The sequence below is a fragment of the Vibrio sp. VP6 genome (assembly GCF_028823755.1).
GTDB classification, from domain to species: Bacteria; Pseudomonadota; Gammaproteobacteria; order Enterobacterales; family Vibrionaceae; genus Vibrio; species Vibrio parahaemolyticus.
The window spans coordinates 145,091-162,039 of the sequence record NZ_JAPEID010000006.1 but is presented as its reverse complement, the minus strand read 5'-3'; the positions used below and the strand labels follow the sequence as shown (position 1 = coordinate 162,039).

Annotated in this window: 10 protein-coding genes; all 10 read left to right on the top strand. The window is 43.4% G+C overall.

Annotation, left to right across the window (positions count from 1 at the left end; genetic code table 11):
* Positions 1–35: 35 nt before the first annotated feature.
* The 10 genes from pepN (at position 36) to rmf (ending at position 16,928) form a co-directional block, all read left to right on the top strand.
* Positions 36–2,642 carry an aminopeptidase N gene (pepN, locus tag OU793_RS06335; RefSeq protein WP_159404108.1) on the top strand — a complete coding sequence of 869 codons (2,607 nt, stop codon included), beginning with the start codon at positions 36–38 and terminating at the stop codon, positions 2,640–2,642.
* A gap of 65 nt (positions 2,643–2,707) precedes the next feature.
* On the top strand, positions 2,708–2,926 hold the full coding sequence (locus OU793_RS06330) for a DUF2835 domain-containing protein (protein ID WP_074546339.1): 219 nt from the start codon (positions 2,708–2,710) through the stop codon (positions 2,924–2,926).
* 201 nt (positions 2,927–3,127) lie between these two features.
* Positions 3,128–7,969, top strand: coding sequence for an NAD-glutamate dehydrogenase (locus OU793_RS06325; protein ID WP_274647739.1), 4,842 nt, complete (start codon positions 3,128–3,130; stop codon positions 7,967–7,969).
* Positions 7,970–8,276: 307 nt separating this feature from the next.
* On the top strand, positions 8,277–9,287 hold the full coding sequence (gene pyrD, locus OU793_RS06320; RefSeq protein ID WP_005458264.1) for a quinone-dependent dihydroorotate dehydrogenase: 1,011 nt from the start codon (positions 8,277–8,279) through the stop codon (positions 9,285–9,287).
* Positions 9,288–9,455: 168 nt separating this feature from the next.
* On the top strand, positions 9,456–9,998 hold the full coding sequence (locus OU793_RS06315) for a cell division protein ZapC (protein ID WP_005494967.1): 543 nt from the start codon (positions 9,456–9,458) through the stop codon (positions 9,996–9,998).
* A gap of 507 nt (positions 9,999–10,505) precedes the next feature.
* Positions 10,506–12,629, top strand: a complete 2,124-nt coding sequence (rlmKL, locus tag OU793_RS06310; protein WP_159404110.1) for a bifunctional 23S rRNA (guanine(2069)-N(7))-methyltransferase RlmK/23S rRNA (guanine(2445)-N(2))-methyltransferase RlmL — start codon at positions 10,506–10,508, stop codon at positions 12,627–12,629.
* A 28-nt stretch (positions 12,630–12,657) separates the two neighbouring features.
* Positions 12,658–12,900 (top strand): glutaredoxin family protein, encoded by a 243-nt coding sequence (locus tag OU793_RS06305; protein WP_011105882.1) that lies wholly within the window; start codon positions 12,658–12,660, stop codon positions 12,898–12,900.
* On the top strand, positions 12,878–14,797 hold the full coding sequence (locus OU793_RS06300) for an ABC transporter ATP-binding protein (RefSeq protein ID WP_005490212.1): 1,920 nt from the start codon (positions 12,878–12,880) through the stop codon (positions 14,795–14,797). The genes OU793_RS06305 and OU793_RS06300 overlap by 23 nt, the downstream gene beginning before the upstream one ends.
* A gap of 7 nt (positions 14,798–14,804) precedes the next feature.
* On the top strand, positions 14,805–16,583 hold the full coding sequence (locus OU793_RS06295) for a DUF3466 family protein (RefSeq protein WP_140104015.1): 1,779 nt from the start codon (positions 14,805–14,807) through the stop codon (positions 16,581–16,583).
* A 171-nt stretch (positions 16,584–16,754) separates the two neighbouring features.
* Positions 16,755–16,928 (top strand): ribosome modulation factor, encoded by a 174-nt coding sequence (rmf, locus tag OU793_RS06290; RefSeq protein ID WP_005532367.1) that lies wholly within the window; start codon positions 16,755–16,757, stop codon positions 16,926–16,928.
* Positions 16,929–16,949 lie beyond the last annotated feature (21 nt).

Here is a 16,949-nt window from a genome sequence, read left to right as displayed (position 1 = left end):
TATTTTTGTAGTTCGACATACAAGGATTTATGGACATGTCTCAAGCTCCCCAGGCGAAATATCGTAAAGATTATCAAGCGCCATCCCACACAATTACTGATATTGATCTTACGTTTGATCTTTACGACAACGACACCATCGTTACTGCACTATCAAAAGTAGTTCAAAAGGGTGAATCAACGACTCTAGAACTGGATGGTGAAGGGTTAGAGCTTCGTTCAGTTAAGGTGAACGGCGAAGATTGGGCGCATCATGAAGTAAAAGAGGCGTCCCTAGTACTGTCTGACTTACCTGCTGAGTTCGAACTTGAAATCATCACTAAAATTGATCCTGAAGCCAACACCGCACTTGAAGGTCTGTACAAATCTGGTGGTGCATTCTGTACACAGTGTGAAGCAGAAGGCTTCCGCCGCATCACGTATTACTTAGATCGCCCAGACGTACTGGCAAAATACACAACCAAAGTCATTGCAGATAAAGCAACATATCCATACTTGCTCAGCAATGGTAACCGTATTGCACAAGGCGAAGCAGAGAACGGTCGTCATTGGGTGCAATGGCAAGATCCACATCCAAAACCAGCTTATCTATTTGCGCTTGTCGCTGGTGACTTTGATGTTCTTCGCGATAAATACACCACAATGTCTGGTCGCAACGTTGACCTAGAAATCTTTGTCGATAAAGGCAACTTAGACCGAGCGGGTCACGCGATGACATCGCTAATCAACTCAATGAAGTGGGACGAAGAACGCTTTGGTCTAGAATACGACCTCGATATTTACATGATCGTGGCGGTTGATTTCTTCAACATGGGCGCAATGGAAAACAAAGGCCTAAATATCTTTAACTCTAAGTTTGTTCTGGCGAATGACCAAACGGCGACAGACCGAGATTACTTGGGTATTGAAGCTGTGATTGGCCATGAATACTTCCATAACTGGACAGGCAACCGCGTGACTTGCCGTGATTGGTTCCAGCTGAGCCTAAAAGAAGGTTTGACGGTGTTCCGTGATCAAGAGTTTTCTTCTGACTTAGGTTCACGTGCGGTAAATCGAATCGACAACGTACGCATTATTCGTGGCCCTCAGTTTGCTGAAGATGCAAGCCCAATGTCACACCCAATTCGTCCTGACAAAGTTATTGAAATGAATAACTTTTATACGCTGACCGTTTATGAAAAGGGCAGTGAAGTGATTCGTATGTACCACACTTTGCTTGGCGAGGAAGGTTTCCAAAAAGGTATGAAGCTTTACTTTGAGCGTCACGACGGTACCGCGGCAACATGTGAAGACTTCGTTTCTGCAATGGAAGATGCAACGGGCGTTGACCTTAAGCAATTCCGTCTATGGTATAGCCAATCTGGTACACCAACACTTCGTGTAAACAGCGAATACAACGCTGAAGCAAAAACTTACGCGCTAACAGTTGAGCAATTTACTGAAGCAACGCAAGACCAAGCAGAAAAACAAGCACTGCACATTCCATTCGATATCGAGCTGTATGATTCGAAAGGTCAGATTATCCCACTGATCATTAACGGCGAATCAGTTCACAATGTTTTGGACATCAAGCAAGATAAACAAACATTTGTGTTCGAGAATGTCGCAGATCAACCAGTGCCTTCATTGTTACGCGAGTTCTCTGCGCCAGTTAAATTGGAATACGATTACAGCGACGCAGAACTGATCTTCCTAATGAAGCACGCAACCAACGATTTTGCTCGTTGGGATGCAAGCCAAATGCTATTAGCGAAGTACATTCGACAAAATGTCAACAATGTCCAAACGGGCAGTGAGGTTCAACTTTCAGAAGATCTTATCGATGCATTCCGCGGCGTATTATTGGATGAAAACTTAGAGCCTGCATTTATCGCTCAAGTCTTCTCATTGCCATCTATCAATGAAATCACAGGCTGGTACAAACAGATTGATGTAGATGCAGTTGATACGGCTTTAAATAGCATTACAGTGTCACTTTCTGCCGCATTGGAAGACGAACTAAGTGCCACTTACCACACGCTAAAACAAGCCGAATACACCATCGACCATGCAGCAATCGGCAAACGTGCGTTGCGTAATCAATGTCTTCAGTTCTTAGCTCATACAGACAAAGGTAATACGTTAGTTAAAGCGCAGTATGAAGCTGCCAATAACATGACCGATACCATTGCAGCTATGAGTGCAGCGAACAGTGCTCAACTGGAATGTCGTGAAGAGCTGATGGCTGATTACAGCGACAAGTGGAAACATGACGGTTTGGTTATGGACAAATGGTTTGCAATGCAGGGTAGTAACCCAGCAGAAGATGCACTTGAAAAAGTGAAAGCTACCATGAATCACGAAGCGTTCAGCTTGAAGAACCCGAACCGTACGCGCAGCTTAATTGGCTCGTTCTTGGCTGCAAACCCAGTTCGTTTCCACGACAAATCGGGTTCTGGTTACCAATTTGCCGGTGAAATTCTTCGTCAGTTGAACGACTCCAACCCTCAAGTTGCATCTCGCATGATTGATCCTCTGCTGAAGTTCCGTAAATACGATGAAGCTCGCCAAGCGATGATTCGAGCAGAACTTGAAAAACTAAAAGCAATGGACAACCTTGCCAAAGACCTGTTTGAAAAAGTGACTAAAGCACTAGACGAATAGTCGCTAAAATAATAGGGTGGTCGCAATGACCACCCTAATTGTATCTACTACAACGTTTCTAGTTCATGAAGCACTATTACTTTACGCTGAATATTCCTTATCAAACATTTCTGTCCCATTACTCGGGCGCCGCAAGTTCCGTTCAAGTCATAACAAACAACGGCTTAAGGCTACAACTTCCTGCAGCCAAATTTAGACCATTTCTTAGCCAATTAGGGGTGAGAGGCCAATTTAGGCTAACAACTGACCAAAATAACAAGTTTCTAAAGTTAGAAACTCTGTGATGCTTTGTATTTGTAGAGAGTTAAATAGGAATCTTAGTCACAGAATCAGACATTTCACCTCCTACCACAGCGAATAGTTGTTAAACATTTGTAATTATGCTTTTACAATGAGTGCATGCATTACCTATGCTTAGTTTCTAGGGTAACAACCCTGTTACTAAGTCCCCCTACAAAACAACAATTCTAATGTGGAGTGTGAATATGACCGCGCGTGAAAATGTAGTGCCGGTTCTGCTTGAAAAGGTTTACCAACTGATTCAAGACAAACTCGAGCTTTCTCACCAAACGCTTGTAACCAAACTTGCTCAACACTTATTTAGTAACATTGCTGATGATGACTTGATTCAGCGAAACGAATCCGACCTCTATGGTGCTGTTGTCAGTCTTTGGCACCACATAAACGAAAAAAAACCAGAAGATATCTCGGTCCGTGTGTTTAACCCGACCGTAAGTCGTCAAGGCTGGCAATCCACACACACAATCGTAGAAGTTGTTGTTCCAGATAGTCCATTCTTAGTGGATTCAATCAAGATGGCGCTAGCGCGCTTAGATCTTGTTTGCCATTTAATGCTCAATAATCCAACTCAGCTAGAGCGTGATAAAAAAGGTCAAGTAACAGAAGTGAACGGTGAGGGTGGTGTTCTTCAATCACTATTCCACATCGAAGTTGACCGCCTAACAAGTAAAGAAGAGATGCAAGCTCTTAAAGAAGAGTTATTGAACATCCTGTCTGATACACGCCTAGTTGTTAATGACTGGCAGCCAATGGTCGACAAACTCAAGATCGTTACAGATGATCTTGAAAAAAACAAAGATCGTGTTTCGATGAAAACCGATCGTTTGGACGAAACCATCGCATTTTTACGTTGGCTTGGTGATCATAACTTTACCTTTATGGGTTACAAAGATTATGACTTAGCGGAAATAAATGGTGATACGGAACTACGACCAGCAAAAGAAAAAGGCCTAGGTCTGTTTGCTGATGAAAAGCGCATTCGCAGCGTTAAATTGTCTGAATTGTCTGATTCAGCAAGACTAGAAGCGAAAAAACCTTACGCTTTGATCATTACGAAAGGCAATCAAGCGTCTCGTATCCACCGTCCTGCTTACACCGACTACATCGGCATCAAAAAGTTTGATGAAAATGGCAAAGTAATTGGCGAGCACCGCTTCACTGGTTTGTACACATCCGCGGTATACAACCAAGCTGTTCACAGCATTCCTCTAATTCGAGAAAAAGTAGATCGTATCTTAGAAGCAAGTGGTTACCGCCGCGGCTCATACTCCTACAAAGCGCTGCATAATATTCTTGAAAACTACCCACGTGATGAACTGCTACAAGCGAACGAAGAAGATTTGCTTGAAGTCGGCATGGGCGTAGTACAAATGCAAGACCGTGACTTACTACGTTTGTTCGTACGTAAAGACCCGTTCGGTCGTTTCTTCAGCTGCATGGTGTACGTAACGAAAGACCGTTACAACACAGAACTCCGCCGCCAAACTCAACGCATTCTTAAGCAGTATTTTGGCTGTGAACAAGAAGTTGAATTTACGACGTTCTTCTCTGAAAGCCCATTGGCAAGAACGCATTACATTGTTCGTGTAGACAATAACAACATTGATGTAGACGTGAAAAAAATCGAGCAGAATTTAATGGAAGTTTCTACCTCTTGGGACGACAGATTAAAAGAGTCGATCATTGCTAACTTTGGTGAAAGCAAAGGTCTACCACTATCGAAAGAGTACATGAGCGCGTTCCCTCGTTCATACAAAGAAGACATGATGCCTGGTTCTGCTGTTGCAGACATTGAGCGCCTTGAAGCACTGAGTGACGACAACAAACTTGGCATGCTTTTCTACCGTCCGCAGGAAGTTGCAACGGATTCGAAAGCGGTTCGCTTAAAACTTTACCATCGTGACGAACCAATCCATCTATCAGACGTAATGCCAATGTTGGAAAACTTGGGTCTACGCGTGATTGGTGAATCTCCTTACGAGATCGAGAAAAACAATGGCCAGACGTTCTGGATCCTAGATTTCTCAATGCTGCATAAGAGCGAAAAAACCGTTGATCTTCGCGAAGCTCGTGATCGTTTCCAACAAGCATTTGCAGCGATTTGGGCAGGGGATCTAGAAAGTGATGGTTTCAACCGTTTGGTACTGGGTGCTTCGTTATCTGGTCGTGAAATCTCGATTCTACGTGCTTACGCGCGCTACATGCGTCAAGTTGGTTTCCCATTCAGCCAACAATACATTGAAGATACACTAAGCCATTACCCTGATTTAGCTACTGGCTTGGTTAACCTATTTGCTAAACGTTTCGATCCAAAACATAAAGGCAGCGAAAAAGGCCAAAGTGATCTGATTAAGAAGCTGACTGAACAACTGGATCGTGTAGAAAGCCTAGATGATGATCGTATTATTCGTCGTTACATGGATATGATTATGGCAACGCTGCGTACTAACTACTACCAGTTGGACGAAAACAAGCAGTCGAAGCCTTGGCTATCTTTGAAGATGAAACCAAGCGAAATCCCAGAGATTCCTCAGCCAGTTCCTGCTTTTGAGATTTTCGTCTACGCGCCAGACATTGAGGGTGTTCACCTTCGTGGCGGTAAAGTTGCACGTGGTGGCTTACGTTGGTCAGATCGCCAAGAAGATTTCCGTACAGAAATTCTTGGTCTTGTAAAAGCTCAGCAAGTTAAGAACACCGTTATTGTTCCAGTTGGGGCAAAAGGTGGTTTCGTTTGTAAGCGTCAGCCGTCTCTGACCACTCGTGATGAAATCTTTGCAGAAGGTCAACGCTGCTATAAACAGTTCATTCGCGCATTGCTTGATGTTTCTGACAACATCATTGAAGGCGAGGTGATTCCACCACAAAACGTAATTCGTCACGATGAAGATGACCCATACCTAGTGGTTGCTGCCGACAAAGGCACGGCGACATTCTCTGATTTGGCGAACTCAGTCTCAGCAGAATACAACTTCTGGCTTGGCGATGCGTTTGCGTCAGGTGGTTCAAACGGTTACGACCACAAAGCAATGGGTATCACTGCAAAAGGTGGTTGGGAATCAGTTAAACGTCATTTCCGTGAAATGGGCATCAACTGTCAAACGACTGACTTTACCGCAATCGGCGTAGGCGATATGGCTGGTGATGTGTTTGGTAACGGTATGCTGCTATCTAAGCACATTCGTCTGCAAGCTGCGTTTAACCACATGCACATCTTTATTGATCCGAACCCAGATTCAGCCACCAGCTGGGAAGAGCGTAACCGATTGTTTAATCTACCAAGATCAAGTTGGGAAGATTACAACGCCGAGTTGATCTCGCAAGGTGGTGGTGTGTTCTCACGTCGTGCAAAATCGATCCAACTAACGCCTGAAATCCAAAAAATGTTGGGCACCAAGAAGGCATCCGTAGCACCAAACGATCTGATTAAAATGATCCTAAAAATGAAAGTGGATCTACTTTGGAACGGTGGTATCGGTACTTACGTTAAAGCTTCGACTGAAACGCATACAGACGTTGGTGACCGAGCAAATGACCTGCTTCGTATTGATGGTCGTGAGCTGCGCGCAAAAGTGGTTGGTGAAGGTGGTAACTTAGGTATGACACAGCTTGGTCGTATCGAGTACGCACTAAACGGTGGTCGAGTTAACACCGACTTTGTTGACAATGTTGGCGGTATAGACTGCTCGGATAACGAAGTAAACATTAAGATCTTTTTGAACGGACTGGTTTCAAATGGCGATCTTACCGTTAAACAACGCAACCAAATTCTTGAATCTATGGAAGAAGAGGTCGGTGAAATCGTTCTGGATGACGCATACCGTCAATCTGAGTCCATTTCAGTGACAGAGCAACAAGGCGTTGGCATCGTTAAAGAACAGATTCGTTTCATCCACACAATGGAAAAAGCAGGGTACTTGGACCGTGCACTTGAGTACATTCCTGATGATGAAACGTTGCTGGAACGCGAAAAGCAGGGCCTAGGTCTTACTCGTCCTGAGCTATCGGTACTTGTCGCTTACGGCAAAATGGTTCTGAAACAGCAACTCGTGACGGATGACATTGCAAATGATGAATTCCATGCGAAACAACTGGTTGAGTACTTCCCAAGTGAGTTACGCCGTAACTATAAAGATCAAATGGTTAACCATCCGCTACGTGCAGAAATTATCGCGACTGCGCTAGCAAACCAAATGGTTAACGAAATGGGCTGTAATTTCGTCACTCGTCTTCAAGAAGAGACGGGAGCAAGTGTTGTTGATATTGCAAATGCTTACAGTGCAGCACGTGAAATATTTGATCTTGCGGAAATTCTTAAGCAAACTCGCGCGTTAGACAACGTTGCAACGGCAGATGCGCAGTACGAGATCATGTTCTACGTACGCCGAGCACTACGTCGTATTGCTCGTTGGTTACTGCGTAATCGCAGCGGTAAATCTACCGTTGGTGAGTTGATTGCAATCTACAAACAAGATGTGAATGTTATTGCTGAAACTCTTGATAGCATGCTGGTTGAATCTGAAGTGGAAGAGCACAATGAGTTGGCTCAAACATGGATGGAGCGTGGGGTAGAAGAAAAACTTGCCCATCAAGTAGCACGTCTATCGAGCCTTCAATCGGCACTGGATATTTCATCGGTTGCAAGTGAAACTGGCAAAACAGTTGAACAAGCATCGAAGCTATACTTCAACCTTGGCGATCGCTTGTCGTTGCACTGGTTCTTGAAACAAATCAATAGCCAAGCTGTCGACAACAACTGGCAAGCTCTAGCTCGCGCGGCATTCCGAGAAGACCTAGATTGGCAACAACGTCAGTTGACAGCGCAAGTTCTCAACTGTGCGTGTGCAAGCGAAGATCTTGATGTAATGCAAGCGCTTGAAGAGTGGATGGAAGCAAACGAACAATCACTTCATCGTTGGGAAAGCATCCTTAATGAGTTCAAAGTCGGTTCTGTACATGAATTTGCCAAATTCTCGGTAGCTCTTCGTGAACTGGTACTGCTTAATTTGAATTGCTCTTCAAACGAGTAGGTGAGTTAACTTATTAGAAAAAGCCTCGTAAATGCGAGGCTTTTTTGTATCCGCAAACACCAATTTCGGCTATTAACGTGACATTGTAACTAAATTTTAAAACTTAACTTCTGCTGAAATCGATTGCTTTTCCATTAGAAACTGAATATTTCAATGCGGCAAAAAATCGCTAATTCTTTGTTTTTATGAAAAAACTTCTAACTCAAGATGCAATTTTACTTAATTCATTCATTTTCATTGAATTACAATAAAAAACAGTAAATAATATTGACCCGTTTACACGGGGCTTTTTTCTTTCGGAGGCACAATGCTTTACCGTCTAGCCAGAACTGGCTTTTTCCAACTTGATGCCGAAAAGGCACATGATCTTGCAATCAAGAACTTCCAACGCTTTAACGGCACACCACTCGATCTTTTCTATCGTCAACAATTACCTAACCGTCCAGTAGAATGCATGGGGTTAACATTCCGTAACCCAGTGGGTCTTGCTGCTGGTTTAGATAAAAACGGGGAATGTATTGAAGCATTCGATGCGATGGGATTTGGCTTTGTTGAAGTTGGCACAGTGACTCCTCGTCCTCAGCCAGGTAATGACAAACCGCGTTTGTTCCGTTTGGTTGAAGCAGAAGGCATCATCAACCGAATGGGCTTTAACAACTTAGGTGTGGATCATCTGGTTGAGAATGTGAAAAAAGCAAAGTTCAACTGTGTTCTTGGTATCAACATTGGTAAAAACAAAGATACACCAATCGAGAACGGGGCAGAGGACTACTTGATTTGTATGGAGAAAGTGTACGAATATGCTGGTTACATCGCTGTAAACATTTCTTCTCCAAACACTCCGGGGCTTCGCTCTCTACAATACGGTGAAGCACTCGACGAGTTACTATCAGAGCTTAAAGCGAAACAATCAGAGCTTGCAGAAAAACACGGTAAGTACGTTCCACTAGCACTTAAGATTGCCCCTGATTTGAGCGATGATGAAATCACTCAGATTTGTGAATCACTACTGAAAAACAATATCGATGGTGTTATTGCAACAAACACTACACTGGATCGAACAGTAGTTGAAGGTATGAAACACGCAAATGAAGCAGGTGGTTTAAGCGGTCGTCCGGTGCAATCTCGTTCAACAGAAGTTGTTCGCAAATTGCACGAAGCATTGGGTGACAAACTTCCTATCATTGGTGTTGGCGGCATTGACTCTTATGTTGCTGCAAAAGAGAAAATGATGGCAGGCGCTCAACTCGTACAAGTTTATACTGGCTTTATCTACCATGGTCCTGGCCTAGTACGCGATATTGTTAAAAATCTGTAGCACTCATCAAATAAATCGCTGAGAATTCAACGCTTATTTCAGAAAAAAGAGGAACTCGTTTCCTCTTTTTTTTTGTCCGTTCGTTTGTAAAATTTAGAAAATCATGAGTAGGTAATTAAGCGTCTTACCTCTTTACCATTGATTCACTAGTCAAGAGAGAACGGAATAATGCTTAAACCCAGCGACAAATGGAATTGGTATTTTGACGAGCACAAAGCTTGCTTAATGCTGGATCTGGGGGAGGAAATGATTTTCCAAACCAATCTATCCCGTAAGCTGTTGGTCAACTGTGCCTTCTCAAAAAACGAATTTACAGTCGACGATGCTAGTGCGTTTCAAACGTTTAATGAACGCATTCGCTGTCTCGATATCAATGAGTACCGTCAGGCCGAGCTAACACTTTACTGTGTAGCTGCGAAACGCTTCCATAAACCAGTCCAGCCTAAGAGCTGGTTCTTCGATGCTCAATCAACAGGGCACGAACCAGAAGAAGGGGACATGGTATTTCTATCTAACCGCTATTCTGAAGGGGTTTTCATCGTTTTAGAACCTGGCGAAGCTTCAAGCTTATGCGCGTATGTCGGTCAAGAAGAGTTCATTCTTGATGGCCATAAAACGCTGCAGTTTGGACAACCAATAAAAGTTATGCACGACAGAATGGTTTGTGCGAATCATTTATTTGTCATGGCTCCAATGGCTATGGTGGGTTAAACCTCTTTAAGTTTTCTCTATTTCGTTCCTTTGTTTGCCTTAATCGACCGCCTCAGGTCGATTTTTTTTATCCTTCTCCTTTCAAATACCTTTATTAATCGGCTGAAATCACTGCGTTGTTAAGCACATAACTATGAAGCTGGTCACTTTTATTCCACTTTTTTCATCTTAGCGATCACTAATATTAGGCAACTTATCGCCTAACATTCCCCAATTTCTTCCCCAATACATACAATTAGTAAGTAAATTACAACATAATTTTGCCATTGGTATATACCAATTATGAAGTAAATAAGTATTCACTTCTTCTTTAAAGTAAGGTTTTCGGTTAGCTAAAAGAATGGGAAAAGAATGGGAAAAGAAATGCTCAGCTCGAAATGTAGGAAGTTTCAGATCAAGTGATTGGTGATTGTTTGCTCTGGTGAAACTAAAAACGCCTTTAAAAACGAGGCATTGATCGTAAAGTCAGGTATAATTAAGGCCATTTTTTATTAACGAAAGAACACTATGAATCAATATCTCGCGGTAACTTCAAACGGCATGGAAAACCTGCTTGTTGAAGAACTGACTAAACTAGGCATTGAAAACGCGAAACCAGTACAGGCGGGCGTAAAATTTAAAGCCACGAATGAGCAAATCTATCGTTGTTGTTTGTGGAGCCGCTTGGCATCACGATTTGTACGTGTTTTATCTGAATTCACTTGTAACGACGACATGGATCTATACCTATCGACTTCGTCAATTAACTGGGTGAATCAATTCCACAGTTCTAAGCGTTTCGTTGTGGACTTTAACGGTACCAACCGCGAGATCCGCAACAGTCAGTACGGCGCGATGAAAGTAAAAGATGGCATCGTTGATTGCTTTGAGAAGAAAGGCTTACCTCGACCAAACATCAGCAAAGAACGTCCTGATATTCGCGTTCATGTTCGCCTTCACAAAGATAAAGCTATCTTAGGTGTTGATATGGTAGGCAGTGGCCTTCATCAACGTGGCTACCGTCCGGAATCTGGCCGAGCACCACTTCGTGAAACATTAGCAGCGGCGATCATTATGCGTTGTGGTTGGGACGGTCATCAGCCACTTCTCGATCCAATGTGTGGTTCTGGTACGTTACTGATTGAAGCGGCAATGATGGCTGCAAATATGGCTCCTGGTGTAAAACGAAAGCAATGGTGCTTTGAATCACTTGAAGACTTTGAGCCAGATACATGGGCTGAAATCAAATCAGAAGCAAACGTTCAGGCTAGACGCAGTGTCAAGAAAGTTGACGCTAAGTTTTTTGGCTTCGATAACGACCCTAAAGTGCTCAAAGTTGCACAAGAGAACGCTCGCAGAGCAGGGGTTGAGGAACTGATTGAGTTTGCTCAAGGCGATGCGGCAACTATTACGCGACCTGCAGGTTTTGAAAATGGTGTGATTGTATCTAACCCACCTTACGGCGAACGTTTGGGTACAGAGCCAGGTCTGATTGCGCTTTACACCGCGTTTGGTGGCCAATTGAAAGCAGAATTTGGTGGCTGCAAAGCGTCTATTTTCTCTAGTTCAGATGAGTTGTTGAGCTGTCTTCGCATGCGTGCAGATAAGCAATTCAAATTAAACAATGGTGCGTTACCGTGTCACCAAAAAAACTACAGCATCGCAGAACGTAGTGCCGATGAAGTAAAAGGTGCAGATACCAATACTCAAATCGCTCCTGATTTTTCAAACCGTTTGAAGAAAAACATTGGCAAAATTGGCAAATGGGCTCGTAAAGAGAAATTAGATTGCTACCGCATCTATGACGCAGACCTTCCTGAATATAACGTAGCGATTGACGTATATGGCGATCAAATCGTGATTCAAGAATACGCAGCACCTAAAAATATCCCTGAAGAGAAAGCGAAACGCCGTTTGACGGATATCATTCGCGCAACGATTCAAGTGACAGGCGTAGAAGCGAACAAAGTTGTCCTTAAAGTTCGTGAAAAGCAGAAAGGTCGCAGCCAATATCAAAAGTTGGGTCAGGTATCTGAAACGTTAGAGGTGAACGAGTACGGCGTGAAGCTGATCGTGAATTTGCACGACTATCTTGATACGGGACTATTCCTAGATCATAAGATCACACGTCGTCGCTTAGGCGAAATGGCTCAAGGCAAAGATTTCTTGAACCTATTTGCTTACACAGGTAGTGCAACAGTACACGCGGCAGTTGGCGGAGCTCGTTCAACAACGACAGTAGACATGTCAAACACTTACCTGAACTGGGCAAAAGACAATATGCAGTTGAATGGTTGTATTGGACGCCAACATAGCTTTGAGCAAGCCGATTGTCTGCAGTGGCTTGAAAATGCAAAAGGCGAATACGACCTTATCTTTATTGATCCACCGACGTTTTCAAACTCAAAACGTATGGAAACGTCATTCGACGTGCAACGTGACCATATCAAGCTAATGACGAACTTGAAACGTTTGTTACGCGCAGGCGGTACGATTGTGTTCTCGAACAATAAACGTCACTTTAAGATGGATGAAGAAGGGTTGGCTGAGCTAGGACTAAAAGCTCAGAATATTTCATCGCAAACTTTACCTTTGGATTTTTCTCGAAACAAACACATCCATAACTGCTGGTTAGTGACACACGCAGAGTAAAGAAACGATTGAGTATAAGGACGTATAAGTGCTGACATTGTATAGCACAGAGGGGTGCCATCTTTGTGAGATGGCATTTGCTCTAGTAAGCCAGGTCGGCCTGGCGGAACAAACAGATATTATCGATATCGCATTCGATGATGAACTGTTTTCTCGTTACGGTGTAACGATACCCGTATTAAAATATCAAGATTCTGAGTTGAACTGGCCGTTCGATTTAGATGAACTCAAAAATTGGTTGGAAAATAATGGCATTACTTACCATTCATAACGCGCAACTTGCTTTCGGTGATCATCCGCTATTAGACCGCGCAGAGTTTGCTTTGCAGGAAAATGAGCGTGTTTGTTTAGTAGGGCGAAACGGTGCTGGTAAGTCAACGTTGATGAAAGTACTTGCTGGCGACATCTTACTGGACGACGGCAAAATTCAAATAACACAAGATGTTGTTGTTTCTCGTTTGGAGCAAGATCCACCGCGCAACCAAGAAGGTACTGTTTATGAGTATGTCTCTGGTGGCTTAGCGGAAATTGGCGAACAGCTTAAGATCTACCATGATCTTCTTGATCTTGTTGCGCAAGACCCAAGCGAAAAGAACATCAACCGCTTAGCAAAAACTCAAGAACAATTGGATCATTCCAATGCGTGGCGTTTTGATGACCGAGTTAAAAACGTACTTAGTGCCCTAAAGTTAAGTCCAGACACATTACTTCGTGACTTATCTGGCGGCTGGCAACGCAAGGCGGCATTAGCTCGCGCTCTAGTTTGTGACCCTGATGTATTACTACTTGACGAACCAACCAACCATTTGGACGTCACAACCATCGAATGGCTAGAGAACTTCCTGAAAGATTTCAAAGGTTCGATTATCTTCATTTCCCACGACCGCGCATTCATTAAATCTATGGCGACACGTATTGTCGACTTAGACCGCGGGCAACTTTCCTCTTTCCCTGGTGATTACGACAATTACTTGCTTGAGAAAGAAGAGATGCTTCGTGTTGAAGAGATGCAAAACGCTGAGTTCGACAAGAAACTGGCTCAAGAAGAAGTGTGGATTCGCCAAGGTATTAAAGCGCGTCGTACTCGTAATGAAGGACGCGTACGAGCACTTAAGAAACTTCGTGAAGAGCGTCGCGACCGCAGAGAAGTGCAGGGTAAAGTTAATCTCAATATCGATGATGCGTCACGCTCAGGCAAAATCGTCTTTGAAGCAGAGAATGTGTCTTTTGCTTACGACGGTAAGCAAATTGTTGATAACTTCAGCTTCAACATCATGCGCGGCGATCGTATTGCCCTTATTGGTCCAAATGGTTGTGGTAAAAGTACCGTACTGAAGTTATTGCTTGGGCAACTAGAAGCTCAATCGGGTCGCTTACATTGTGGTACCAAGCTTGAAGTCGCTTACTTCGATCAATACCGTGAGATCCTCGATCCTGAGAAAACTGTTATCGACAACTTAGCGGACGGTAAGCAGGAAGTAATGGTAGGTGGTCGTCAGCGTCACGCTTTAAGCTATCTTCAAGATTTTCTGTTTGCACCAAAGCGCGCTCGCACGCCAGTTAAAGCCTTATCTGGCGGAGAAAAAAACCGATTGTTGCTCGCTCGTATCTTACTGAAACCTAATAACTTACTTATTCTTGATGAGCCAACCAACGATTTGGATATCGAAACGTTGGAACTTTTAGAAGAAATGCTTGCCAATTATCAGGGTACGTTGCTGTTAGTAAGTCACGACCGTGAGTTTGTTGATAATACAGTAACGACTAGCTGGATTTTTGAAGGTGACGGTGTAATCGAAGAGTTCGTGGGTGGTTATCACGATGCGAAGCAGCAACGTGATCAAGCACTTGCAGTTCGTTTTTCGACGGAAAAACCAGCGAAAAAAGAGAAAGTGGTTGAGGAAACTCCCAAAACAACTCAACCTAAGAACAACTCTAAGAAGTTATCGTATAAGCTGCAAAGAGAATTAGAAGCTCTTCCAGCTAAGCTAGAACAGTTAGAATCGGATATTGAAACTCTGCAAGAACAAGTGAATGACCCTGAGTTTTTCGCTAAGCCAGTCGAGCAGACTCAACCGGTATTGGAACAACTTGCTGCTTTAGAGCAGGAGTTAGAAATCGCATTCGAGAGATGGGAAGAACTCGAAGCAATGCAACAGGATAGTTAAGAATTCAATGAATTGTAGTAAGAAATTCAAGTTAACCGCTGTCGCTTTGATGGTGGGTACCGCAATGAATGCTAATGCAGCACTGTATCAAGTAGTTGAAGTTTCCCCTGAAAACGTCACTACGGAAACAATGCACGGTGTCGCAATTCAACAAGGTGACGTGGATAATAATCCTGATACAGGAAAACCTTTCGCGCTAGGTTGTTTTGATAAAGGAGCAGATTGTGATTCAAAGCACTTTAAACTTGCGCTTGAAACGCGAGTAACCCCAATCTCAACTGGGCAAGAAGTCGACGGTGTTAGCTACCGTGAAGAAGTGCCATTTGCTTTGGATTCTGGCTTCTATTACGTACAAGAGTATGACGATTTTGAAAGATACTGTTTCAACGAACGTCGCTACTCAACCTGTGAATCTTGGGCATCCGTACATTGGAATCCTTGGCAAAAAGAAGCGTTTAATAAAGATTTTACTCCAAATGCACTAGCTTATGTTGAGGGGGATACGCCCAATACAATCGATTCTTCAGCGTATACAAATGAGTACAATAATATCATTAACAGTCTGACTAAAGACGGTGAGCCCGTAGGTAATCAGAGTGTTGTTGATCAAACGGTAACACCTCCGGTACTAAAAACTCGAAATACCATTGTTGCACCTGGAGTAGAGCCGCAGTTCGAAACTGATGGTACTACTCCCAAAGTTCTAGAAAGCAGGGCTTGGAAAACAAACGGAACATTTACTGTAGGTAGCGTTTCGAGATTTGCTAACAATGATAATGGCGACCATTCTACGTCTAAAGCTGCCATTTGGGACTCGACAGGCTCTGCCTTCGAATTAAATTGGCCAAGTGGACAAGCTCAAGAAGATGAACGCTTGGCACAAGGTAGCATGCGAGATCTTGTTGTAAAAGGTTCAACTGTTTATGGTGTTGGGTACAACACCTATGACAGTGACAACAACTACATGAACGCAACAGTCTTCGTAGGAACGTTGGCAAAAGAAGGCTCAGTCGTTGATTCTACATGGGTAAATAAAGAAGTTGATGGTGCCCAACAAAGAATCAGTGGTGATACGGTTCATACCAACTCACGTCTAACTGATGTAAATGCAAATTTTGTTGCGATTGGTGAAGCCAAACGTTCGGGGGCTTACTTAATGCCAACGGGGTCAGCACCAAATCGTCTTTTTGTTGTTGACGATGTGACTAAGAGCTCAGTAAGTGCCTTCTACCCAACTTCTGGTATATTCTTTAGCGGTGCTGGCGGTCAAATGGGTGGCATCAACTCATACAATGAGATTGTTGGTCAATTAGACGCTGAGAAGACTCGTGAAGAAGAGGGTAAACCTCGTCGTAAGCGTGGATTTATCTATCCATATGCTCAAGGTGGTACAGTTAGTGAGCGTGCTAAAGAAATCTTCGATGGCAAAGCGTGGTTTCTCGACGATCTTACCAACGGTGCAAACGATCAGAGCGCAAGCGCTAGAGATATTTCTGACAGCAACAACGAGTTCCGTATCATTAATGCTTCAGATATCAACGACGCCGGCGTTATCTCAGCGACAGCAATGAAGTGCGCAGGCGGTTACGACACAACGGCTCACAACTCTTTCTGTAGTAGCGGTGAAGAGAAAATCGTTGCTGTCAAGCTTAAGCCGATTCCAGGTGCAACTAAAGCTAATATTCAACCACGAAGTGTTGAAGAAGCAACAGCGGAACGTCAAGGCGCAGGCCTTGGTTGGTTAGCTTTGACCATGCTTGGTTTGTTTGGGTTCCGTAGAAAATAGTCAGTAATTTTTAATTCAAGCAGAGGCTCACAGAATTGAGTCTCTGCTTTTTTTATGCCTTGAGAAATCGCGCAATTTGATCGATTCTTATAAGTGGAGTCATAAAAACTCCACCAAAGTTTCACAATAACAGCTGTACGTTAGTAAATGGACCTGTATGAGGAATTAACTATGAAGAGACAAAAGCGTGATCGCCTAGAACGAGCTCAATCTCAAGGCTATAAAGCTGGGTTGAATGGAAGGTCTCAAGAGGCTTGCCCATATCAACAAATTGACGCTCGGTCGTATTGGTTAGGTGGTTGGCGTGATGCCAGAGATGAAAAACAATCTGGTCTCTACAAATAACTCTCCACATACAAACAGAAG

Excerpts from the sequence above, each read along its gene's own strand:
- pepN (WP_159404108.1), top strand. The coding sequence starts at position 36 with ATGTCTCAAGCTCCCCAGGCGAAATATCGTAAAGATTATCAAGCGCCA.
- OU793_RS06330 (WP_074546339.1), top strand. The coding sequence starts at position 2,708 with ATGAAGCACTATTACTTTACGCTGAATATTCCTTATCAAACATTTCTG.
- OU793_RS06325 (WP_274647739.1), top strand. The coding sequence starts at position 3,128 with ATGACCGCGCGTGAAAATGTAGTGCCGGTTCTGCTTGAAAAGGTTTAC.
- pyrD (WP_005458264.1), top strand. The coding sequence starts at position 8,277 with ATGCTTTACCGTCTAGCCAGAACTGGCTTTTTCCAACTTGATGCCGAA.
- OU793_RS06315 (WP_005494967.1), top strand. The coding sequence starts at position 9,456 with ATGCTTAAACCCAGCGACAAATGGAATTGGTATTTTGACGAGCACAAA.
- rlmKL (WP_159404110.1), top strand. The coding sequence starts at position 10,506 with ATGAATCAATATCTCGCGGTAACTTCAAACGGCATGGAAAACCTGCTT.
- OU793_RS06300 (WP_005490212.1), top strand. The coding sequence starts at position 12,878 with ATGGCATTACTTACCATTCATAACGCGCAACTTGCTTTCGGTGATCAT.
- OU793_RS06295 (WP_140104015.1), top strand. The coding sequence starts at position 14,805 with ATGAATTGTAGTAAGAAATTCAAGTTAACCGCTGTCGCTTTGATGGTG.
- rmf (WP_005532367.1), top strand. The coding sequence starts at position 16,755 with ATGAAGAGACAAAAGCGTGATCGCCTAGAACGAGCTCAATCTCAAGGC.